This is a genomic window from Archangium violaceum (assembly GCF_016887565.1).
In the GTDB taxonomy this organism is placed as follows: domain Bacteria; phylum Myxococcota; class Myxococcia; order Myxococcales; family Myxococcaceae; genus Archangium; species Archangium violaceum_B.
In genome coordinates this window covers 11980231-12003795 of the sequence record NZ_CP069396.1, presented here as the reverse complement: position 1 = coordinate 12003795, position 23565 = coordinate 11980231, and the positions used below count along the sequence as shown (strand labels likewise).

The following is a 23565-nucleotide window of genomic DNA, read 5'->3' as shown; positions in this document are numbered from 1 at the left end:
GGCGGAGACCGGGACATGGAGGTCGCCGCTTCGGGGTGTGCGAAGGGTCTGAGGGTGGGCTGTGCATCCTCTACGCCATTGCCGGGGCCGGGGGGAGTGCGCGGCAGGGCAGCGGAGGGTGAGCTGGGGAGCGAGCACATCACGACGGGCACGGACCATCTCATGTCCGGCTGGCTCCTCGAGCGAACGGCGGGACTTCCGAACCCGACCGGCCCCGCGGTGGCGTGGATGGAGCGTCACCCGCTCGTGCTCCTGATCGCTCTGGCATTCGCCGCGATTGCCGCGCGTGCGAGCGAGTCCAAATCCGCACCGCGAGACGAAGGGTATTCCCCGCGTTCGGGATGAGCTCCACCCCATTCCCGAGGGAGGCCCTCCGCGCCACTCAACCGCACCGCCGCGCGGCTCATCCGCCTGGGCCGGCGTGTGCCACTGTCAGCCTTCCTTGGTGGCTTCCACCAGCGCTCCGAGCGGAAAGCCCGGCGCGCCTGACGGACCAGGCGGAAACGGCCAGCGTCCCCACTCGGCTCCGATCCGCGCGGGGTCGGTGAGGGCGGCCTGCCACCCGCGACCCTCGACGAGCGTCGCCGGTTGATCGGTGCCGTAGCGCCACGGCGCGCCAAGCTCGTTCATGAACCGAAGCACCGGGGCGGCCATCGGAGAGGCGAGGAGCGTTCGGCCGACGACGTCGTAGAGGAGCCTCGAGCGGGGAGACGACAGGGCGTCCATGCGCGCGAAGAGCTCCTCGACCATCCCAGCCTCCAGGTACTGGAGAAGACCTTCGACGAGCCAACAGGTCGGGGCGCGAGCGTCATGCCCGCTCGCCGCGAGAGCCCGCGGCCAGTCGTCGGCCAGGTTCGAAGCGATCGAGACCCGCGCGCAACGCGCAGGCACGCCTTCGAGCGTGCGCTCCTTGTGGGTCATGACCTGGCTCTGGTCGACCTCGAAGACCCGCGTCTTCTCCGCCCATGAGAGGCGGTAGGCGCGCGCATCCATCCCCGCGGCGAGGATGACGAACTGGCGCACGCCCGCGGTCGAAGCGCGGGTGATCGCCTCGTCGAAGAAGCGTGTCCGCACCTCGATGATGGGAATGGAGGGCCCCACGGCGGCGCGATAAGCAGCGAGTGCGGCACGTCCTTCGTCCCCGGAGAGGGCCGCGGCGAAGGGGTCCTCGAAGAGGCGATCAGGGCGCAGGGACTCCTCGGAGCGAATCGAGGCGACGAGGAGCCCGGTGGTGGCGACGGGATTCATCATGAGCATGCGCCCGAGCCTGAGCTGGCGGGGCGTGCCCCGTCTTGGATCTTTTTACCCGGCAACGCGGATGTGGTTCGGGCGCTCGATGCCCTGGGCGAGATACTCGCGTGGGCTCAAGCGACTCGCCTCCGCGGAGTCGTCTGACACCCTGGTCCGGCTGGCGCGTGGGTCACGGCTTCTGCCAGACTCCGGGCCCTATGCCTCGCGCGCTCTCAACGCCCGCCGTCAAGCGCCTGTATACCCGGGTGACTCTCGCGCTCCTGGGAGTCCTCTTCCTGCTCATCCTCGTCGTGACCCCCCTGCTCGTGTCACGGTTCTACGCGCTCATCCAAGCACATGACGGCGAATGGCACCTGACGCGGATCATCGTGCTGAGCAAGGGCAGGGACAATCCTCTCAGGATTCGTCGATACCTGACGGGTACGAGCGATTACGGTAATGACATGTACATCCGCCAGGATTGGGATTGGGAAGGGGATGGGATCTACGATTGCCGCGAGAGCATTCTCGAGTCCGTTCCGGGCTCGGTCTTGCGTGTCTACTACCCAAGGCAAGGTGAGTGGGTCCTCGCCCCAGCGGAGGTGCGGAATTGCCAGCAGCGCTACCATTGATGAGCCCGCCGTGTTGAGTGTGCTCGCTCCTGGAGCCCGGCCTGGGCCGCTGCCTCAGCCCTGTCCCGGCGTACCTGGCCGCAGCTTCTCCAACTCCGCGAGCACCGTCTTCAGCTCGGGTGTCTCCAGCGCCTTGTGCACCGAGGCGAAGAACTGCGAGAGGTCCCCCGCGCCCTGGTGCTCGTAGATGGTGGCCTGCAGCCCCATCTCCAGCCGGTCCACCTGGCGCACGAGCCGGGCCTCGAAGGAGGTGCCGTTCTCGTACTCCTCCCAGAGCGCGAGGTACTCGGCGCCTCGCGGCAGCTTGGCGAGGATGCGCTCCACGGCCTGCCGCTCGCGCTGGTACTTGTCCTCGCGGCTCACCGGGTCGTGAGGCGTGATGTCTCCAACGTAGGCCTCGCCCAGATCGTGCAGCAGCGCGATGCGCACCACCTTCGACGCATCCGCCTCGGGGAAGTAGCTGTCCGCGAGGAACAGGCACAGCAGCGCCATGCCGAAGGAGTGCTCGGCGACGCTCTCGCACTTCTCCCGCGACAGGCCGACGCGCAGCCACCCTTGCCGGTAGAGCTGCTTGAGGTGGTTGAGCTCGAAGTACGCCTCGATGAGCGGGAGGGTACGCCGGCCCTGAAGGTGTGTGATGGGGGGAGCGGCCTTCGTCTGCATGGTTCTTCACCTCGGAGGGCCGGACGATACCGTCCGGCCCTCGGACGAGGGGAAGATCCAACCGCTCCCCGGCGGTGTGGGCGCCGGGGAGCGTGATACCGGACTAGTTCGTCACCGTGACGGTGTGACCCGTCCCACGGTTGTTGTCCTCCAGCAGCTCCCACACCTGGTTGTGGGGATCCACCACGGCCTCCAGCGTGTACGCCGCCGGAGGGACGTTGGCTTGGGACTCCACGGAGACCGTCTGGCAGTGACCCGGCTCGAGCTCGGGCACGATCGCGTTGCCCACGAGCAGGCTCTCGGGCTCCTGGCCCGCCAGCCGCACCTCCACGTTCGTGGGGTTGCTGAAGTCGAAGCCCTGGTTGCAGACGTTGACGGCGCTCGTGAAGACCCCGCCTCCCTGGACGCTGGTGGGAGCCTGCACCGAGGTGACGACGAGCTCCGGCCTGGCGCCGATGACCACGCGAGGGCCGACGGCGGTGTTGTTGTCCCGGAAGAGCTCGGGCATCCAGACGGTGAGGATGGCTCCCAGGTGGAAGGTGCCCTCGGGCGTCGAGTCGATGGCCGCGTCCACCGTCCGGCACTCGCCGGGCGGCAGGTCGTTCACGGGAACGCTCATGAGGTGCATGTCGTTGCGCGTGATGGAGGCGTCCTGCGAGAGCATCACCCCGATGTCGGGAGCGCCCGCGCCGGAGTCGGAGCCCTGGTTGCAGACGGTGATGTGGACGGTGGCGCCCTCCCACGGCGAGATGAGCGCCGGGGCTTCGACGGAGGTGATGACGAAGTCGGGCGCGTAGCCGATGCCGATGCGCTGGCTGGACGCCGAGTTGTTGGACTCGACGAGCTCGGGGACGAAGTGTTGGGCGTCCACGAGCGCGAGGAGCTTCCAGGTCCCCATGGGCACGGCGGCGGCGACGTTCGCGGCGACGTTCTCACAGGCACCCGGTGCCAGGGGCCCCACGGGGGCGGTGCCCGCGGGCAGCTCCACCGGAGAGCCCAGGCCCTGCGCGGCCAGCTTCAGCTCCACCTGGGTGGAGGGGCTGGGCGCGGTGCCGTGGTTGCACACCTCGAGCGTGGCCGGGAAGGTGGTGTCCGGGTGGCTCGCGGTGGGCGCCTGCACCGAGGTGACGACGAGGTCGGGTCCCTGGCCGAGGCCGAAGACAGAGGCCGTGGAGGCGTTGTTGTCCTCGCGCAGCTCGGGCTGGGCGTTGGGCCCGTCGACGATGGCGCCGAGGAACCAGATGCCCTCGGGCTGCGAGGCGGAGGTCGTCACGGAGAGCGAGGTGCACGCCCCCGGGGCGAGCGGCTCCACCGGCGCCCCACCGAGGAGGAAGTCCGACTGGGTGAGGGTCTCATCCGAGGACAGCACGACGTCGACGTGGGAGTGCTGAGAGGGCGCGGTGCCCTGGTTGCACACGGTGGCGAGGACGTCGAAGTTCATGCCAGGCCGGGCGCTGGTGGGCGTGTCGACGGACACGGTGAGGTCCGCGCCCAGACCCACCACCAGGACACCGAGGTCGGAGAGGTTGTTGTCCTCGTCCAGCTCCGGCTCATATTCGGAGGCATCGGCGAGCGCGGCCAGGTACCAGGTGCCCGAGGGAAGCGGGACCGAGTCCGTCAGTCGGACCGTGGTGCACTGGCTCGCCTCGAGCATGCCGACGGGGATGACGCCCGCGCGGAAGTCCTCGTGCTTGTTCACGTCGGTATCCGGGGACAGGAGCACCTCGACGTTGGAGTAGTAGCTGGGCGTGGTGCCCTGGTTGCACACGGTGGCCGAGGCATCGAGCGGGGCGCCGGGCTGCACGCTGGCGGGGGCCTGCACCGAGGTGACGACGAGGTCGGGCCTGGAGCCGATGGTCACGCGGTGGCCGATGACGGCGTTGTCATCCAGGAACAGCTCCTGCGGGGCGGGACGGACGTGGGCGCCCAGGTAGAAGGTACCTTCGGAGGGCATGCCACCGATGTGCACGCTGGCGGTTCGGCACTGGCCGGGGTCGAGGTCGCCCACGGGGTCGTACCCAATGGGCATGTCATCGCCGGAGGTGGAGTCAGCCTGTGAGAGGAACAGCTCGGCGTCGGCCCCCGCGCTGCTCGTGCCCTGGTTGCAGACGGTGACGAAGGCAACCGTGTCCGGAGAGCCGTAGGGAGACAGCCGAGTGGGGCCGCTGACGGAGGTGATGACGAAGTCAGCGGAGTAGCTGATGCCGATGCGGCTGCTGGAGGCGGAGTTGTTGGACTCGATGAGCTCGGGGACCGAGTGGTCGGAGTCAGCGAGGGCCAGCAGCTTCCAGGCACCGCTCAGGGGCATGGGCATGTCGGGGAGAACGCTCGCGGTGACGTTCTCGCAGGCACCCGGGGCCAGGCCGCCCACGAAGGAGGTGCCAGCGGGGAGCTCCACGGGAGTAGCCACGTCGAGAGGAGCCAGCTTCAGGGCGAGCATGGAGCCGGGGCTGAAGTCGGAGCCCTGGTTGCACACGGTGACGGTGGCCTCGAAGGGGTTGCCGGGCATGGTGCTGGGAGGAGCCTTCACCGAGGTAACGGTGAGGTCGGGACCGAAGCCGGTGACGAGAGCGGAAGCAGCGGAGGTGTTGTTGTCCTCGCGCAGCTCGGGCAGGACGTTGGGCCCGTCGACGATGGCGCCGAGGAAGCCATTCTCGGGCGGGACCGGGACCTGCTGAGAGAGGGTCGCGCAGGCACCCGGGGCGAGTTGATCCACCGGGATGCCACCCAGGAAGACGTCCTGCTGAGAGAGCGTGGCGTCCGTGGAGAAGAGGAAGTCGACGTGCGACGGAGCGCTGAGCGCATTGCCCTGGTTGCAGACGGTGGCGGTGAGGCTGAGGGGCTCGCCGGGCCGCGCGACGGCGGGGGCCTGCAGGGACACGGTCAGGTCCGAGCCGGAGCCGATGGACAGGGCACGAGGAGCGGAGGTGTTGTTGTCCTCATACAGCTCGGGAACCTGGTCGGACTCATCCGCGGAAGCGACGAGGAAGTAGGTACCGGCCGGAACGTAGGCGGTACCCGTCACGGTCGTGGAGGCGCACTGGCCCATGTCGATGTCACCCACGGGGGCCACGTCTATGAGGAGGTCCTGCGTGGGGTCCACCGTGGCGTCCTGGGAGAGATACACCGCGACCTGGGAGTAGTAGCTGAGTTCGAAGCCCTGGTTGCAGACGGTGGCGGTGAGACTGAGAGGATCGCCGGGCCGCACACTGGAGGGGGCCTGCACCGAGGTGACGACGAGGTCGGCCTTGTTGCCGATGGCCACGAGGTTGCCCGTGGCGACGTTGTCATCCAGGAACAGCTCCTGTGGGGCGGGACGGACGCGGGCGCCCAGGTAGAAGGTGCCCTCGGAAGGCGCGTGGATGCGCACGCTGGTGGTGCGGCACTGGCCGGGGTCGAGGTAGCCCGCGGGCTCGTTGCCGGCCATCATGTCATCGCGGGTGATGGAGGCGTCCTGCGAGAAGTACAGCTCGAGGTCGGCCCCCGCGCTCGCAGCCCCCTGGTTGCAGACGGTGACGAAGGCAACCGTGTCCGGAGAGCTGTAGGGAGACAGCCGAGTGGGGCCGCTGACGGAGGTGATGACGAAGTCAGCCGAGTAGCTGATGCCGATGCGGCTGCTGGAAGCGGAGTTGTTGGACTCGATGAGCTCGGGGACCGAGTGGTCGGAGTCAGCGAGGGCCAGCAGCTTCCAGGCACCGCTCAGGGGCATGGGCATGTCGGGGAGAACGCTCGCGGTGACGTTCTCGCAGGCACCCGGGGCCAGGCCGCCCACGAAGGAGGTGCCAGCGGGGAGCTCCACGGGAGTAGCCACGTCGAGAGGAGCCAGCTTCAGGGCGAGCATGGAGCCGGGGCTGAAGTCGGAGCCCTGGTTGCACACGGTGACGGTGGCCTCGAAGGGGTTGCCGGGCATGGTGCTGGGAGGAGCCTTCACCGAGGTAACGGTGAGGTCGGGACCGAAGCCGGTGACGAGAGCGGAAGCAGCGGAGGTGTTGTTGTCCTCGCGCAGCTCGGGCAGGACGTTGGGCCCGTCGACGATGGCGCCGAGGAAGCCATTCTCGGGCGGGACCGGGACCTGCTGAGAGAGGGTCGCGCAGGCACCCGGGGCGAGTTGATCCACCGGGATGCCACCCAGGAAGACGTCCTGCTGAGAGAGCGTGGCGTCCGTGGAGAAGAGGAAGTCGACGTGCGACGGAGCGCTGAGCGCATTGCCCTGGTTGCAGACGGTGGCGGTGAGGCTGAGGGGCTCGCCGGGCCGCGCGACGGCGGGGGCCTGCAGGGACACGGTCAGGTCCGAGCCGGAGCCGATGGACAGGGCACGAGGAGCGGAGGTGTTGTTGTCCTCATACAGCTCGGGAACCTGGTCGGACTCATCCGCGGAAGCGACGAGGAAGTAGGTACCGGCCGGAACGTAGGCGGTACCCGTCACGGTCGTGGAGGCGCACTGGCCCATGTCGATGTCACCCACGGGGGCCACGTCTATGAGGAGGTCCTGCGTGGGGTCCACCGTGGCGTCCTGGGAGAGATACACCGCGACCTGGGAGAAGTAGCTGGGAGCGAAGCCCTGGTTGCAGACGGTGGCGGTGGCGCTGATCTGCTCGCCTGGCTGAACGCTGGTAGGGGCTTGTACCGAGGTGACGACGAGGTCGGCCTTGTTACCGATGGCCACGAGGTTGCCCGTGGCGACGTTGTCATCCAGGAACAGCTCCTGTGGGGCGGGACGGACGCGGGCGCCCAGGTAAAAGGTGCCCTCGGAAGGCGCGTGGATGCGCACGCTGGCGGTGCGGCACTGGCCGGGGTCGAGGTAGCCCGCGGGCTCGTTGCCGGCCATCATGTCATCGCGGGTGATGGAGACGTCCTGCGAGAAGTACAGCTCGAGGTCGGCTCCCGCGCTGCTCGTGCCCTGGTTGCAGACGGTGACGAAGGCAACCGTGTCCGGAGAGCCGTAGGGGGACAGGCGGGTGGGACCGCTGACGGAGGTGATGACGAAGTCAGCGGAGTAGCTGATGCCGATGCGGTTGCTGGAGGCGGAGTTGTTGGACTCGATGAGCTCGGAGACGAGGTGGTCGGAGTCAGCGAGGGCCAACAGCTTCCAGGCACCGCTCAGGGGCATGGGCATGTCGGGCAGGACGCTCGTGGTGACGTTCTCGCAGGTACCCGGAGCCAGGCCGTCCACAAAGGAGGTGCCAGCGGGGAGCTCCACGGGAGTGGCCACGTCGAGAGGAGCCAGCTTCAGGGCGAGCATGGAGCCGGGGCTGAAGTCGGAGCCCTGGTTGCACACGGTGACGGTGGCCTCGAAGGGGTTGCCGGGCATGGTGCTGGGAGGAGCCTTCACCGAGGTAACGGTGAGGTCGGGACCGAAGCCAGTGACGAGAGCGGAAGCAGCGGAGGTGTTGTTGTCCTCGCGCAGCTCGGGCAGGACGTTGGGCCCGTCGACGATGGCGCCGAGGAAGCCGTTCTCGGGCGGGACCGGGACCTGCTGAGAGAGGGTCGCGCAGGCACCCGGGGCGAGTAGATCCACCGGGATGCCGCCCAGGAAGACGTCCTGCTGAGAGAGCGTGGCGTCCGTGGAGAAGAGGAAGTCGACGTGCGACGGAGCGCTGAGCGCATTGCCCTGGTTGCAGACGGTGGCGGTGAGGTTGAGAGGCTCACCGGGCCGAGCAACGGCGGGCGCTTGCAGGGACACGGTCAGGTCCGAGCCGGAGCCGAGGGACAGGGCACGAGGAGCGGAGGTGTTGTTGTCCTCGTACAGCTCGGGAACCTGGTTGGAGTCATCCGCGGAAGCGATGAGGAAGTGGGTACCGGCCGGAAAGGCAGTACCCGTCACGGTCGCGGAGGCGCACTGGCCCATGTCGATGTGACCCACGGGCGCGAAGCCAATGGGCATGTCCTGCGTGGGGTCCACCGTGGAGTCCTGGGAGAGATACACCGCGACCTGGGAGAAGTAGCTGGGAGCGAAGCCCTGGTTGCAGACGGTGGCGGTGGCACTGACGAGCTCGCCGGGCCTGACGCTGGTGGGAGCCTGCACCGAGGTGACGACGAGGTCGGCCTTGTTGCCAATGGCCACGAGGTTGCCGATGGCGACGTTGTCATCCAGGAACAGCTCCTGGGGCAAGGGAGGGATGCGAGCGCCCAGGTAGAAGGTGCCCTCGGAAGGCGCGTGGATGCGCACGCTGGTGGTGCGGCACTGGCCGGGGTCGAGGTAGCCCACGGGCTCGTTGCCGGCCATCATGTCATCGAGGGTGATGAAGGCATCCTGCGAGAAGTACAGCTCGGCTTGAGCACCCTGGCTGCTGGTGCCCTGGTTGCAGACGGTGACGAAGGCAACCGTGTCCGGAGAGCTGTAGGGGGACAGGCGGGTGGGACCGCTGACGGAGGTGATGACGAAGTCAGCGGAGTAGCTGATGCCGATGCGGTTGCTGGAGGCGGAGTTGTTGGACTCGATGAGCTCGGGGACCGAGTGGTCGGAGTCAGCGAGGGCCAGCAGCTTCCAGGCACCGCTCAGGGGCATGGGCATGTCGGGGAGAACGCTCGCGGTGACGTTCTCGCAGGCACCCGGGGCCAGGCCGCCCACGAAGGCGGTACCAGCGGGGAGGTCCACGGGAGTGGCCACGTCGAGAGGAGCCAGCTTCAGGGCCAGCATGGCGCCGGGGCTGAGGTCGGAGCCCTGGTTGCACACGGTGATGGTGGCCTCGAAGGGGTTGCCCGGCAGGGCGCTGGCGGGAGCGCGCACGGAGGTGACGATGAGGTCGACTCCCTGGCCGATGACGAAGGGGGAGGGGCTGGAGAGGTTGTTGTCCTCGCGCAGCTCGGGCACGCCGTGGGAGCCATCCACGCGGGCGCCGAGGAAGTAGCTGGACGGCGGGGCGTACGAGGGAATCTCCTGGGAGAGCTCCGTGCACTCCCCCGCGGCGAGCTGCGGCACCTGAGCGCCGCCGAGCAACAGGTCGTCGTCGGAGAAGGTGGGATCCGAGGAGAGGAGGATGTCGAGGGTCGTCGGCTCGCCGAGAGAGGTGCCCTGGTTGCAGACGGTGGCGGTGTAGCGGAAGGACCCTCCGGGCGGCGCGAGGGCGGGAGCCTTCAGGGACACGGTCAGGTCCGAGTCGGAGCCGAAGGTGATGGCGCGAGGGGCGGAGGCGTTGTTGGCCTCGTCCAGCTCCAGGACGAACTGGGAGGCATCGGCGAAGGTGCCCAGGTACCAGGTGCCGGAGGGCGGCGTGGCGGGACCCGTCACGGAAACGGTGGCGCACATGCCGGAGTCGAGGTCGCCCACGGGGGCGAAGCCGAGCATGGGGTCGTCCGGGGTGACGGTGGCGTCGTCGGACAGGCGCACCGCGAGCTCGGAGAAGTAGCTGGGCTGGAAGCCCTGGTTGCAGACGGTGGCGCTGATGCCGAGGGGCTCACCGGGCCGCGCGCTGGCGGGCGCTTGCACCGAGGTGATGACGAGATCCGGCCCATAGCCTATGGCCATGCGGTGGCCGACGAGGACGTTGTTGTCCTCGAGGATCTCCGGCAGGGAGTCGAAGGGGTCGACGATGCCACCCAGGTAGAAGATGCCCTCGGGGGGAGTGTGGGTGGGGACGCTCTGCGTCCTGCACTCGCCCGCGGCGAGTGCGTCCACCCAGACGTTGGCGAAGAAGAGATCATCGTTCCGGCTGATGGTCGTATCCGTGGACAGGAAGAGGTCCACGTTCGTGTTGGAACTGGGCAGGCCCTGGTTGCAGACGGTGAAGAAGACGGGGGCGTCGGGCGTGTAGGGAGAGCGCCGGGAGGGCCCCGTGACGGCGGTGAGGACGAGGTCCGGCTTCGCGTCGACGGTGAGGGTGTTCCCCACGAGCGAGTTGTTGTCCTCGTTGAGCTCGGACACGTAGTCGAAGGAGTCGGTGATGGCACCGAGGTGGTAGCTCCCCGCCTGGCTCACGCCCATGTCCACGTTCATGTCGAGCGTGGAGCACTGTCCGGGCTTGAGGTTCACCGGACGGGACGCGAGCAGCATGTCGGAGGGCTGGATGAGCGCGTCCTCGGACAGGAACACGTCGGTGTTGATGTCGGCGGTCTCGGTGCCCTCGTTGCACACGGTGACATCCACGGAAAAGGGCAGGCCGGGTACGGCGCTGCTCGGCCCGTGGACCGCGGACACCCGCAGATCCGGCGCGTTGTCACTCAATGCGCTCCGCAGCTTCCCCAGGAGCCCGGTTTCGCTACCAGGGGCTTGTCCGCCGCAGCCAGTCGCCGCCAGCAGGACCGTCATCCACATGCCGTGACGGCACCAGGATGGACCTCGTGTGGTTGTCATGTGTGCTCCAAGAGGAGGTGAGGATTCGGGCTATAGCACCCGGCTCCCACGTGAGGCGGGAAGGCGCGATGGCGCGGGAACGTGGGATGAATACGGCGCTCCGACGTCGGAACGCCAGAGACCCTGACATGTTGGCAATGACTGCTCATGACGCTCTCCTGGTGCGTGACGCAATGGGTCGAGGCTTCGGCCCTACCCATTCTTCGAGCGCCCCCACGGTCCGGCGGCTTTTCCTCGGGTCCTCAATTGAAGACCTGGAGCACGGGAGGGAGACGCATGAATCTCATGCGGATGTGGCTTCTCGCGATTCGCGCTCTGACCAGGGCCGACAATGACAAACGTGCCCACGCGCGGGGTGTGCCGCGTACTACGACCCCTCCTGTATCGAATAATGGACGCGGCCACTGACGAGGAGGCAGGCGCTATATTCACGGGCAGTTTCACCCGCCCCAGGTCGACGAGCGGACCTTCAGGTCCTCCGCCGGGCCTTCATGGACTCGAGGTGGCGCAGCAGGAAGTCGTAGAGCACCAATTCCTGTCTCCGGGCCGAGGAGCGCAGCAGCCGGTTCGCGTGCATGTGCAGGAAGCTCCAGGCCAGCTCCTCCAGCGGCACTCCCAACCGGCCCTCCATGGCGCATCCGCGCAGCTCCGCCGTGATGGGCTCGAGCACCCGTGAGCGCTTCTCCAGTGCCGCCAGCCCCGCCGACAAGGGCCCGTCCTCCGTCCCGCTTCCGCGCAGCACCGCCTCGACGCGTGCCCGCTCCTGCCGGTACCTCGCTCCGAGCTGGTGCGTGAAGTCCGCCTCCACCCGCATCTCGCGTCCCAGGGCCTCGCGCGCCCGCGACAGCACCCCGTGCCTCGTCTCCGCCTCCAGCCCCAGGTCCTCCAGCAGCAGCGTCACGCCCTTCAGCGCCAGCAGCCAGCGCGTCTCGGCTCCCTCATCCCCGCTCAGCCCCTCCAGGATGGACAGCACCGCCTCGCTGTCCGCGTGGAAGAGCCGCTCGGCCAGCCGTACACCTTCACCCCCGCCGTAGCGCTCCACCTCCCGCTCGTACGTGTCGAGCTGCACCCGCCACAGCAGCCCCTCCTCCAGCAGCGGCTCCATCCGCGCTTCCAACGCTGGCAGCACCTCTCCCGTCAGCCGCCTCGCGTCTCCATGCAGGCGCACCCGCAGGTGTGGCTCCGGGTCGTCGTAGCGGATGAAGAACCACCCGTCCGCCATTCCCGCGCCCATCGCCTCCCGCACGAGCGGCCCCACCGCCTCGCGCAGCACCCGATCCGCCGAGGCGCTCCCTCCGTACAGCTTCGCGTACAGCCACTCGGAGCCTGGCGTGAAGCGTCTCCGTATCCGCGCCGGCTCCGCCGGGCGGGAGTCCTGGGGGGCTCGCGCTCGCGGTGTCTCCGGGCGGGCCCGCGTGAAGGGCAGCACCAGCTCGTGCACGTACCGGCCCTCGGGACCTCGCACGCACAGCTCGTGCCCGCCGGGGAAGGGCTCCACCAGCGTCACCGTCTCGTGCCCCTTCGCGAGTTGCAGGAAGGTGTCCACCCAGAGCTCTCCCTCCAGGTCCAGCGGGAGCACGTTGTCTCCCTCCGACAGCCCCACGTGCCGCGGAATCCCCCGCCGCTCGCGCCACCGCCGTACCTCGCGGTGCCGGGCCACCCCGCTCAGCCCCTCCAGCCGTTCCACCTCCGCCGGCTCCACCCGCCAGCGCGCCAGCGACAGCACCAGCCGGCCCGCCGTCACCCGGGGCAGGAAGGCCGCCTCCTCCAGGGGTCCCCACTCCCACCCCAGGCTCCCCGCCACGCCTTGTCCCTGCAGTGAGCACAGGAAGCGGTACAGCCCCAGGCTCCTTCCTCCATAGTGGTGCGCCGTCGTCAGTCTCGGCAGCACTTCGCAGCCCAGCCGCTCCGAGCGCAGCACCACCCGATTCCCCACCACCGACACCCGCAGGTCCGTCATCGGCACCTGGCGCTCCCGCGGTGCCCCCGAGCGCCCCAGGTACGCGATCTCGTGGTCGCGCAGCACCGGGCGCAGCAGCACGTTGCCCACCCGCCCCTCCGGCAGGTGCACCACCTCGGCGAAGCACACGCCCGGGCGCAGCGCCTCCTCCTCCCGCAGGTGCTTGCGTATCGCTTCCTCCAACTTCGCGTCCGCGTGGCAGAAGCGCCCCAGCAGCCGTGCACCCGGAGGGCCTCCCACGCTCGCGAGGTGCAGGCGGAAGTGGCCCTCGGCGAGTGCCTCCTCCGAGGGGGCCGCCACCGCGGCCAGCACCTCGAAGGCGTCCGGCAGCGGCAGCGGTGACTCCACCGCGAGCGCCCGCTCGTCCTCCTCCGTCAGCGCCAGCTCGCGCCTTCCCGCCCGGAGCGTCTCCTCCCAGCGCCGCAGCAGGTGCGCGTGCCGCTCGCTCCAGTGTTTCTCCTGTGCCCGTCCGGGGAAGGCGAGCCCGCGCAACAGCGGCTCCGCTTCATCCGAGATGCCGCCGAAACCGAGGCCCGACTCCTCGTCCAGCGCCTCCACCAGCGGCACCTCCTGGCCCTCGTAGCGCGCCAGGAAGGCGTCGCGGAAGCGTCGCAGGGCCTCTCCACCGCCTCGGGCGGGCACCAGCCGCCGCAGCAGCTCCACCCCGCGCACCACCTCCTTCACCACCGCCTCGCCCAGCACCGCCTCCGATGCCGGCCTCACCAGGTCCACCTGGAAGAGGCGCGGCAGCGCGGGCCGGGCCGGCAGCGCCTCCAGCCGCTCCGCCACCTCGCGGTAGCGCCTCGGGTGCACGCCCAGGCCCTGTCCATCCAGGGACTCCAGCGTCGCGCGCGCCTGCTCCAGCCGCTCCACCAGGGGCTCACCTCCGGGAAGCTGGCGCAGCTGGGTCAGCACCTCGTGGATGGGCTCCGGCCCGGTGACGGTTGGCGACAGCTCCGGCACCAGGAGCTGCGCGTCCGCCAGTGCTTCCACGTAGGCCTCGGCCTCCTCTCGTGGCACCTCGGCGTCCGCCTCGCACAGCGCGGCCGTCAGCTCCTCCAGGCTCGCTCCCCGCGCGGCGCGAGCCAGCGTGGCCTCCAGGTAGAGCGTCGGCTCCACCGCCACCAGGTGGTAGTCGCGCGCCTGGCCCTCCCGCCGCGCCTCCGCGTACCGCAGCCTTCCCGCCACCCGGTACAGGCTGGAGTTGGGCCGGAAGCGCAGCCCCCTCCGCCACTCCGGCCGCGAGGCCAGCGTCTCGGTGAGGGAGAAGAGGTAGTCCATGTCCAGCCGGGTGTGCCGCCGCGCTTCCTCCAGCGGGCCCAGCACCAGGCGTGTCCGGGCACCCAGCTCGCCCATCGTGCAGCCCGCGAAGAGTCCGAAGGGCGTGGCCCTCCCCGCCATGCGCGACAGGTAGCGCACCAGGGTCCGCTCCACCTTCTGTCCGCGCTCGCTCTCGGGCGCCTCCCACCATGTCCCGAGGCTCTCCTCCAGCGAGGGCGAGGCCAGGAAGAGGGCCTCGCGCACCTCGGGCCGCGTCACCACCTCGCGCAGCCGCTCGCGCGTGCGCCGCCGGTCCGTCGCGAGTGCCGCCTCCAGGGTCGCGTCATCCCCACCGGGCGCTCCGGAATCCCCGGCGCCCGTGCTCCACTCCCTCAGCACGTCATGGGGCAGCAGCGGCGTGCGCAGCACGAAGAATCCCGCGGGCCGCACGCCTGGTCGTTCTCCCATGTCCTCCATGCTACGCCGGAGGGCCGGGCAGCGAGGCGAGCAGCACCTTGTCCCACCCGGGCTCCTCTCCGCCCACCGCCGCCAGCAGGGCGAGCCCCGTCCCCGTCACGCCCGTCAGCAGCCCCGGGCCGTCCTCGTTCACGGGCCGTCGCAGCTCCAACGCACGTTCGAACCACGCCCGCGCGGCTCCGGCCAGGGCCTCGTCACCCGTGGTGTGGGCCACCCGGTGGAGCAGGTGCCCCAGTCCCGCGGCGCCGTGGCACAGGCCCGCGTCCGCCACCCGCGTCCGCTCCGGCACGCGCGCCGCCGCCCGCCTCGCGATGGTCAGCGCGCGCGCCTCCCACTCCGGCACGTCCAGGGCCCTCGCCACCGAGAGCAGCACCGCGGCCACTCCCGGATCGCCATAGCACCACGCCGTGCGCGCCACCGGCCCCCGTCCACCGCCCGGCTCCATCCAGGAAGGGAAGCCGCCCGCGTCGCCGGGCTCCTCCTGCGCGAGCAGCCAGCGCACCGCGCCCTCCAGCAGGGGACGGGCGCTCGCCACCGCCACGCCGTGCGCGCAGGCCGCTCCCAGCACCCCCACCACGCCGGGCACGCCATGCGCCACGCCCAGGTTGAACCAGCCCTCCGGGTGGTGGGCGCGCAGTCCCGGCCGCATCCACTCGGGCGACGTCCACCACGTCAGCCCCGGCCCGAGGGGCCGCGCCAGCTCGCCCAGCCGCTCCACCACGCGCTCCAGCAGCGGGGCTCCCGAGGGCCGCGCCAGCCGCTCCAGCGCGTATACGCCCAGCCCCACCAGTCCCTCCACCAGGTCGTACGCGCCGCTCCAGGGCGACTGGCCGAGCAGCTCCAGCAGCGCCGCATCGAGGTCGACGCTCACGTCCTCGCCTCGTGGCCCCAGGTGCTCGAGGGCCCAGGCCACTCCGGTGAAGCCCTCGTAGAGCGAGGGCTCCATGGGCGTCTCCGCGACGGCGGTGGTGGCCGCGTCGAGCAGCGCCGCCGCGTGGGCCGCGTGGCCCTGTCCCGGGCGCCGCGTGTCGAGGAGGGAGAAGAAGAGGGCCTGTCCCGCGTGGCCGTTGGCCAGGGACGCATCCCGCGGGTGCCCGGAGGGCAGCGCGCGCAGTTGCCCGGCGATGGAGTCGATGGCGGCCCAGGCCCGCGCGGCCGTGTCACCCACCAGCAGGGGGCGCCAGCGTGTCGTCGGGGGACTCATCCGGGCCAGGCCCTTCGTGGGGAGGTCGGGGGCGCCACTCGGGGAGGGTTCCACCCCGGCCTCTCACGGGAACGACCGGTGCCGCCTCAGTCGCAGGCGCGCGTGCAGGTGCGGGTGTACAGGTCGGAGTTCATCACCCGCTCGTCCTTCTTGGCCTTCGCCTCGGAGCCCTGGAGGTTGCGCAGGGTCTCCTTGTTCAGCACGAGCTTCTTCTGGGTCTGCGTCTGTAGCGGGTTCATGGCGGACCTCCAGGGAAGTACTTGGAAAGTGAGACTACAGTAAAGGCCAGTACAGTCAAAGAATTCGTGTTAAGTCCGTGTAGCTTGTATTGGCCGGAGGCGGTGTGCGTCCGAAGTGGCCGGTGTGTGTCTGGCTGGGTCGCACAACCCGTCATACCTCTTTTCACCCACGAGCAGGTTCTTCGCGTTGCCCTGCCCATTGGCTGAATCTATATTCAGCCAATGAGGTTTGCCTCATGCCGTGAGTCTGGCCTCAGAAGGGGGCTCACCCGAGGTTCGTAGAAGGAGCACGCAGTGCAAGCCAGCGACTTCAATCCGTTCTCGCCCACGGTCCGGGCCAATCCCTATCCCTATTACGAGGTGCTCCGGGAGACGGCGCCCGTCTATTGGAACGAGCAGCTCCGGGTCCACCTCGTCAGCCGCTTCGAGGACGTCCTCTTCGTCACGAAGAGCCCGGCCCTCTTCTCGTCCAAGCGGTCGCTGGTGCGCGAGGAGCAGTACGCCGCGGCCGAGACGGTGGCTCCGGTCCTCGTGGGCACGCTGCGCAGGGGGAGCATGCTCACCGCGGATCCGCCGATCCACACGCGGCTGCGCAATCTGGTCAGCCGGGCCTTCACGCCCCGCCGCGTCGCGGACATGGAGCCGTTCATCCGGCGGCTGTCCCGGGAGCTGATCTCCCAGCTGCCGGAGTCGGGCGAGTTCGACCTGATGAAGGAGCTGGCCGAGCCGCTGCCCATCATCGTCATCGCGGAGATGCTCGGGGTGGAGCCGGCGCGGAGGCTCGACTTCAAGCGCTGGTCCGACGACACCGTCGCCTCCACCACGGTGCTGCTCAACGGGGGAGACCCGGCCCTCGTGGAGCCGGGAATCCGGGAGATGCGGGACTACCTGGAGGGGGTGATCGCCGCGCGCCGGAAGGAGCCGCGGGACGACCTCATCAGCGCGCTGCTGGAGAACGGTGAGAAGGAGGGCGTGCTCACGGCGGAGACCGTGGTCGACTTCTGCCGGCTGCTGCTGGTGGCGGGCAACGAGACCACCACCAACCTGCTGGGCAACGGCATGCGCGCGCTGCTGTCGAACCCCGAGCAACTGGAGCGGCTCACCGCGGAGCCGGCGCTGATTCCGAACGCGGTGGAGGAGATGCTGCGGTACGACTCGCCCGTGCAGGCGGTCTCCCGGTACGTCCTCCAGGACGTGGAGATCGCCGGCACCCGCATCCCCGCGGGCTCGAACGTCATGACGCTGCTGGGGTCCGCCAACCGCGACCCGCGGAAGTACACGGACCCGGAGCGCTTCGACGTGACGCGCAATGCCCAGGGCATGGTCTCCTTCGGCCACGGCATCCACTTCTGCCTGGGAGCGCCGCTGGCTCGGCTGGAGGCGAAGGTGGCGCTGGAGGAGCTGCTCGAGCCGGGGCGCCGGTTCTCCTTCGCACCCGGCCAGCGCGAGCGGGTGGAGATCACCAACCACTTCTCCATCCGAGGCCCCAAGGCGCTGCGGCTGCGGGCGGAGGCCACCGGGCCGGTGCGCGCCACGGCGTAGTGTCATCCATTAGAGCGGCGCATCGCGTGTCGCGTCCGTTCAAGCTCTCGGACGAGGGGTCCCATATCCTTCGTTCTGGAGTCACGGAACGAGGTGGAGACATATGTCGGGCAAGGCACCCATAGGTGGAGCGCTCGCCATTGAAGTCGCCCTGAAGGCGGAGGCGGCCAACAGTCTGAAGGCGCTGGGGCACCGGTTGGATCGCCAGCTCACGGAGCTGAAACAACTGGGGGAGCAGGTGCGCGCGATGGCGCCGAGCCCGGCGAGGGACAAGCGGCTGGCCGAGTACGAGGAGAAGCGGCGCGACGCCGAGTACCGGAAGTGGACGCTGATCGTGCAGCGGGAGGCGATGGGGCTCTTCAACCACGAGGACGTGGAGGAGATCTACCGGGTCCCGCCGAAGCTGCGCTGAGCCCCCACCCCTCTCCCTCTGGGAGAGGGACGGGGTGAGGGTATCCGTTCCCCGGGCATGGGCTCCGTGGAGCACGACGGAGGCGCTCAGGCGGAGCGTCTGCCGGCGAGCGGGCCCACGTGTTCGCGGGCGTGCCGGGCCTCGGTGGTGCGCCCGGCGCGCTCGAGACACTCCGCGGCCCACGTCACCGCCTCGGAGAGGTGCTTGAAGGTGACATAGGGGGTGGGCATGGGCTTGAGGTGCTGGATGATGCTCAGAAGCAGCTTCATCACGGCGGAGTCGGTGACGAAGGCCACGCCCAGCGACTGGTCTCTCAGCCGCGCCTCGTTCCGCTTGAGCCAATCCACCTGCATGTGGCGCTGCTCGGGAGGGCCGGGGTTCGGCGCTCCGCTCAGGTCGAGCACGGTGACATGCGGTCCCCGGTCGAGGTAGCTCGACCTTCGCGCGAGTGACTCCGCGAACTGCTCGTTCGTCGGAGTGCCCGCGTACTGGACGATGAGCAGGGGCCATCGCGAGTCATCGAAGTGGATGTAGGTGCCATGCGACATGAACGGAGACTCCTCGGGCGGATGTGGAGCAAGCCCGAGGCCATGTCGCGATCATCCACGTGTCGAGGAGCCCCCCGTGCGCGTCCCGGGTCATCGGGCCCCATGAGGTGCCGTCTCACCCGGGGCGATGCTCGGATGCCCACCTACCCGTCGGACAAGTGCCTTCCTTGTCGCTGACTAGGGCTTCGCGTCCGGCGCCATCACCTCGCGCAGGAGCGAGGTGTCCACCAGGCCCGACAGGTCCGAGCTCGGGATGAAGCCGAGCTGCTGTGCGTGTCTGGCTGCCTGCTCGAGCTGAGCGGGCATCGCCTCCAGCGCGGGATCCAGGCGGCTGAAGGAGTCCTTCAGGATGGGTTCGGAGATGGGATGCCCGGTCACCTTGCCGAAGGCCTCGTTGACGCGCGAGACGAAGGCGTCGGGCTGTTGCTGCCACTGCTGGGTGAGGGCCACGTGGGCGCGCAGCAGTTGCTTGAGCTGCTCGCGCCGCTCCTCCAGCGCCTTGCGCGTGGTGACGAGCACGGTGGTGTGGAAGCGCTTGTCGGGCCACAGGTCGCGCTCGTCCACGAGGATGTGACCACCGCCCTCGGCGACCATGCGCGCGCCCCAGGGCTCGGGCACCCAGGCGCCTTCGATTTTACCGTTGAGGAAGAGGCCGAGGATGTCCGGGTTGGACAGCGGGGTGACGGTGACGTCCTGCCCCACCTTCAGCCCCTGCTGGCCCAGCCAGTGCCGCAGCGCGATGTCCTGGGTGTTGCCCAGCTGCGGGCTGGCCAGCGTCTTGCCCTTGAGCTCCGCGGGGGAGCGCGCCGTCTTCGTCACCAGCACCGCGCCGCCGTCCACCGCCACCGCGATGATGCGCAGCTCGCGCCCCGCCTTGAGGAAGGTGTTGATGGCCGGCCCCGTGCCCACGTACGAGGCCTCGAGCGAACCGGAGGTGAGCGCCTCCATGGCCGCCGGTCCGGCGTTGAACATCTTCAGCTCGATGTTGGGCACGGCCTGCTTGAACGCGCCCGAGCCGTTGCCCACCAGTGCCTGGGCATGGGTGATGTTGGGGAAGAAGCCCACCCGGAGCGGCTGTGCGGCGGCCTGCTTCGCCGCTTCTTCTTTCGACGGCTCCTTCTTGCAGCCAGCGACGGACAGACAGAGGACGGTGAGACTCGCGACGAGGAATCCGATACGCATATAGGGCGAGGGTGGTGCGGGTCGGGGCTCGCCGCACATGGACCTGGGTACGAGGACTCTGTCAGGTAGCGGCCAGTCCCCAGCGGCGGCGCACGCGCGTCTCCACCGACTGGAAGAGGACGCGGTCGATGAGGGTGCCCACGAGGATGATGCACACCATCACCGCCATCACCTGGGGAATCTCCATCAGCTCGCGGCCCATGGTGAGCAGCTGGCCGAGGCCTCCGGACACGTACAGCAGCTCGCCGGCCATGAGGGCCCTCCAGGCGAAGCTCCACCCCAGCTTGAGCCCGGTGACGATGCCCGGCAGCGCCGCGGGCAGCAGCACACCTCCATAGAAGCGCGCCCCGCGGATGCCGTACGTGGAGGACACGCGCAAGAGCAGCGGGTCCACGTTCATCACGCCATCCTCCACGGCGATGGCGATGGCGAGCACCGAGCCCATCACCACCACGAAGATGATGGACGTCTCGGTGAGGCCGAACCACAGCAGGGCCAGGGGCAGCCAGCAGATGGAGGGCAGCGCCTGCAGGCCCACCACCAGCGGCCGCAGCGCGCGCCTCAAGGTGCGCACGCGTCCCATGAGGATGCCGAGCGGCACGCCGATGAGCACGGAGATGGCGTAGCCCTGCGCGAGCCGTCCCATGGAGCGCGAGATGCCGTCCCACAGCCGGCCATCGAGCGCCATGGCGACGAGGCTCTCAGTGACTGCCTTCGGGCCCGGGAAGAGGTGGTGTGGCCACGGGCCGAACCGGGCCAGCAGCGCCCAGACTCCCAGGAGTCCGGCGAGGAACAGCAGCTTCTGGCTCAGGTGCCACGCCTTCACGGCCTTCATGGTGCGTCCCTCGTTCCGTCCGGGCTCCTGGCCCGGCCTCGCCCATGGATTCGCTCTCGTGGAGCATCACGCGGATCTGCCGCGCCATTCCCACCAGCTCCACGTCATCGGGGCCTCGCGGCATGGGCAGCCGCACCTCGAGGTCCCTCACGATGCGGCCGGGCCGGGGCGCCATCACCACCACCCGGTTGGCCAGCATCAGCGCCTCGGTGACGTCATGGGTGACGAAGACGATCGTCTTGTGCGTCTCCATCCACACGCGCTGCAGCAGCTCGTGCATGTGCAGGCGCGTCTGCGCGTCGAGCGAGCCGAAGGGCTCGTCCATGAGGAGCACGGGCGAGTCCACCGCCAGCGCGCGGGCGAGCGCGGTGCGCATCTTCATGCCGCCCGACAGCTCATGGGGCAGCGTGTCTTCGAAGCCGGTGAGCTGGACGTAGTGGATGTAGCGGTTGGCGCGCTCGGTCCGCTCCTTCTTGGAGAGGCCGCGGGCGGCGAGCACGAACTCGATGTTCTGCCGCACGGTGAGCCAGGGGAAGAGGGCCGCATCCTGGAACATGAGGAGCCGTTCCGGCCCCGGGCCGATGATGGGCCTGCCATCGATGCGCACCTGTCCGCCAGTGGGGGCGATGTGGCCCGCCAGGGCGTACAGCAGGGTGGACTTGCCGCAGCCCGAGGGCCCCAGGAGACAGACGAACTCACCGGAGCGGATGTTGAGGTTGACGTCCCGGAGCGCCACCACCTTGTTGGCGTAGCGGTGTTCCACGCGCTTGATGGCGATCTTCGCCGAGTCCTCGGCCACGCGGGCGGGAACGAGGGTCTCCTTGACCGTCTCCTTCACCTCCTGCACGCGACGGAAGAGGGCACGCCAGACACGGGCGAAGCGTCCCGGGCGGGGCTTGGACGAGGCGCGCGGGGAGGAGGTCGGGGTGGGCGGGTCGGCGAGGCGCATCACACGGTCGTAATGGAGTTGGCGCAGCTCGCAACTGGAACGGCGCGGGTCATAGATGAGGCAGGAGTCGATGGGGCGCGAGTAGATGTGCAGGGAGATGGCGAAGCCGCTGCGAGCGCCCGTGCGCACCGAGTGCAGCTCCTGCTGGGGGCTGCGGTGGTCCATGGCGCCGGGCAGCAGCGTGCGGCGTGGGCCCATGCGCTCGACGAGCGCGTAGCCGGGCTCCTGGCCGCCCGCCACCAGGCGGTAGTCGGCGACCTCCAGCTCGCCGGCCACGGTCATCAGGAAACACTCCTGGCCGTCGTGCCCGTGGATGGGGGCCCGCGCATCGCGGCCCCAGCCCAGCACCAGGACCTCGAGGTCCTCATCCCGGTAGACGAGCGTGCGCGTGTACCTCCCATCCCTCAGGAGCGCGAAGGACTCGACGGCGCGCCGGTGCAGGCTGCCATCCCGGAGCAGCTGCTCGATGGCCTCGGGACCTCCGCGGCGGGAGGCTTCCCTGAGTCGGAGAATGAACTGTCTCAAAGAGAGGGAGCGGGGAGGGACGGACGCGTCGGACTCGGCTGAGAGAGCAGCGTCCATCGCCTGCAAGCTGGTCGGTGGGCTGCGTTCCATCGTCGCTCTCCTTCCGTCCGTGAAGTGAAGCTGAAGCGTGGGACGGGTGAGGCTCGATGAAGGTGGGGATGAGACCCTCAACAGCCAAGGTGCGACAGGCGGCCAGAAGAGGGCCCGTCCCCTACCTGGGGGAGGGGCGAATGCTCGCCCGGTCGCTGAAACCCTTCTCTGTGTGATGTCGAGTCAACACATGAGAGCCCGAGGGGGTGCTCCCTCTCCCTCTGGGAGAGGGCTGGGGTGAGGGTCGTCACGTCACCACTGGAGGGGCATCCGCTCGAAACCATGGAAGAGCAGATTGCCGCTCTTGCGCCGGGGGGGCTGCTCCGGGTCCAGACGCAACCCGGGCATGTGCTGGATAAGCAGCTCGATGGCGATCTCCAGCTCCATGCGGGCCAGGCTGGCGCCCAGGCATTGGTGGGGCCCGAAGCTGAAGGTCATGATTCTCTGCTGGGAGAAGTCGCGGGTGATGTCGAAGCGGTCCGGGTCGGGGAAGTGCTCCGGGTCCCGATTGGCGGCGCCCGCGAAGAAGCACACGAGATCTCCTTCGCGAATGGTCCGGCCGCGCAGCTGGAAGGTCTCGGAGGCCACTCGGAAGACGGTGGTCACCGCCGGGCTGAAGCGCAGCATCTCCTCCACGGCCGACGTCATCAGACGGGGATTCTCGCGCAACAGCCGCAGTTGCTCGGGGTGTGTCAGCAGATCGTAGATGCTATTGCTGATCTGATCGGTGGTGGTCAGGTGCCCGGCCACGAGCACGGTGGTGGCGTTGGCCAGCATCTCCTCCGGGGTGATCTTTCCCTCATCCCCGGCGAGGATCATGTGGCTGAGGGCATCCTTGCCGGGACAGCGGCGGCGCTGCTCGGAGGCCGTGAGGAGGAAATTGCCGAGCTCCGCTGTCGCCACATTGGCCCGTTCCGCCACCTCCCGCATGTCCTTGCCGGGCGCGGGGGAGGAGAACTCGCCCAGGGCCACGGACCATTCACGGAAGCGCTGATGGTCGGCGGGAGGCACGCCGAGGATCTCGGCGATGACGATCGGGGGCAGCAGATGGGAGAAGTCCGCCACCAGGTCCATCCGTCCCGACGGGAGCAGCGGAGCCAGGAGCTCCTCCGTGATGCGGCGGATGGCGGGACGCCAGATCTCGAGCGCCTGCGCCGTGAAGGCCGTCTGGGCGGGACGGCGCACGCGCACGTGCTCCGGCCCATCCAGCGTGGTCATCTGCAGGCGCGCGAAGCGCATGAACCCCTCGATGGCCGCGGGGCCCAGCGCCTGGACCTGGCGCTCGTAGAACTTGGAGCGGTCCCCCGTCAGGCGAGGATCCCGGCAGCCCGCCATCATGTCGTCGTAGCGGGTGATGACCCAGGCCTGCATCGCGTCCGACCAATGCACGGGGTCGGTCTGCCGTAACTCATTGTAGAGAGGAACTCTGTTGGCGAGATTCTCGGGGCTGACCGGGTTGAGGTCGCGACTGGGGGTGGGCATGACGGGAGCATAGGCGAGGTGACGTCACCTCGCTCTCCCGGC

The 23565-nt window shown here is 69.3% G+C and carries 14 protein-coding genes; 3 read left to right on the top strand and 11 right to left on the bottom strand.

Translation table 11 applies throughout. The features are described 5' to 3' along the window. Positions 1–432: 432 nt before the first annotated feature. Positions 433–1251, bottom strand: a complete 819-nt coding sequence (locus JRI60_RS47870; protein WP_239470154.1) for an SAM-dependent methyltransferase — start codon at positions 1249–1251, stop codon at positions 433–435. A 197-nt stretch (positions 1252–1448) separates the two neighbouring features. On the opposite strand from JRI60_RS47870, the gene JRI60_RS47865 reads away from it, so the two are divergent. Beyond that, positions 1449–1862 (top strand): hypothetical protein, encoded by a 414-nt coding sequence (locus tag JRI60_RS47865; protein WP_204222765.1) that lies wholly within the window; start codon positions 1449–1451, stop codon positions 1860–1862. Positions 1863–1916: 54 nt separating this feature from the next. Here the strand turns inward: JRI60_RS47865 and JRI60_RS47860 are convergent, their stop codons facing one another. The 5 genes from JRI60_RS47860 to JRI60_RS47840 all read right to left on the bottom strand — a co-directional run bounded on the left by JRI60_RS47860 (position 1917) and on the right by JRI60_RS47840 (position 15958). Next, positions 1917–2525 (bottom strand): HD domain-containing protein, encoded by a 609-nt coding sequence (locus JRI60_RS47860; protein ID WP_204222764.1) that lies wholly within the window; start codon positions 2523–2525, stop codon positions 1917–1919. Positions 2526–2628: 103 nt separating this feature from the next. Beyond that, positions 2629–10818: a CARDB domain-containing protein gene (locus tag JRI60_RS47855; protein ID WP_204222763.1), complete on the bottom strand. Its 8190-nt coding sequence runs from the start codon at positions 10816–10818 to the stop codon at positions 2629–2631. 469 nt (positions 10819–11287) lie between these two features. Further along, entirely contained in the window at positions 11288–14506 is a 3219-nt protein-coding gene (locus tag JRI60_RS47850) for a lantibiotic dehydratase (protein WP_239470153.1), read from the bottom strand. 10 nt (positions 14507–14516) lie between these two features. Then, on the bottom strand, positions 14517–15719 hold the full coding sequence (locus tag JRI60_RS47845) for a lanthionine synthetase C family protein (protein WP_204222761.1): 1203 nt from the start codon (positions 15717–15719) through the stop codon (positions 14517–14519). Positions 15720–15805: 86 nt separating this feature from the next. Further along, positions 15806–15958 (bottom strand): hypothetical protein, encoded by a 153-nt coding sequence (locus JRI60_RS47840; protein ID WP_204222760.1) that lies wholly within the window; start codon positions 15956–15958, stop codon positions 15806–15808. A gap of 294 nt (positions 15959–16252) precedes the next feature. Here JRI60_RS47840 and JRI60_RS47835 point away from each other — a divergent pair, with 294 nt between their 5' ends. After that, positions 16253–17500, top strand: coding sequence for a cytochrome P450 (locus tag JRI60_RS47835; protein ID WP_204222759.1), 1248 nt, complete (start codon positions 16253–16255; stop codon positions 17498–17500). A 103-nt stretch (positions 17501–17603) separates the two neighbouring features. Further along, positions 17604–17912, top strand: a complete 309-nt coding sequence (locus JRI60_RS47830; protein WP_204222758.1) for a hypothetical protein — start codon at positions 17604–17606, stop codon at positions 17910–17912. A gap of 86 nt (positions 17913–17998) precedes the next feature. Here the strand turns inward: JRI60_RS47830 and JRI60_RS47825 are convergent, their stop codons facing one another. From JRI60_RS47825 to JRI60_RS47805, 5 genes are all read right to left on the bottom strand, one after another. Then, positions 17999–18460: a hypothetical protein gene (locus JRI60_RS47825; protein WP_204222757.1), complete on the bottom strand. Its 462-nt coding sequence runs from the start codon at positions 18458–18460 to the stop codon at positions 17999–18001. A 177-nt stretch (positions 18461–18637) separates the two neighbouring features. Beyond that, positions 18638–19642 (bottom strand): ABC transporter substrate-binding protein, encoded by a 1005-nt coding sequence (locus JRI60_RS47820; protein WP_204222756.1) that lies wholly within the window; start codon positions 19640–19642, stop codon positions 18638–18640. A 61-nt stretch (positions 19643–19703) separates the two neighbouring features. Continuing rightward, on the bottom strand, positions 19704–20330 hold the full coding sequence (locus tag JRI60_RS47815) for an ABC transporter permease (RefSeq protein WP_204229498.1): 627 nt from the start codon (positions 20328–20330) through the stop codon (positions 19704–19706). A 13-nt stretch (positions 20331–20343) separates the two neighbouring features. After that, entirely contained in the window at positions 20344–21951 is a 1608-nt protein-coding gene (locus JRI60_RS47810; RefSeq protein ID WP_204222755.1) for an ATP-binding cassette domain-containing protein, read from the bottom strand. A gap of 342 nt (positions 21952–22293) precedes the next feature. Further along, entirely contained in the window at positions 22294–23523 is a 1230-nt protein-coding gene (locus JRI60_RS47805; RefSeq protein WP_204222754.1) for a cytochrome P450, read from the bottom strand. Positions 23524–23565: the final 42 nt, after the last annotated feature.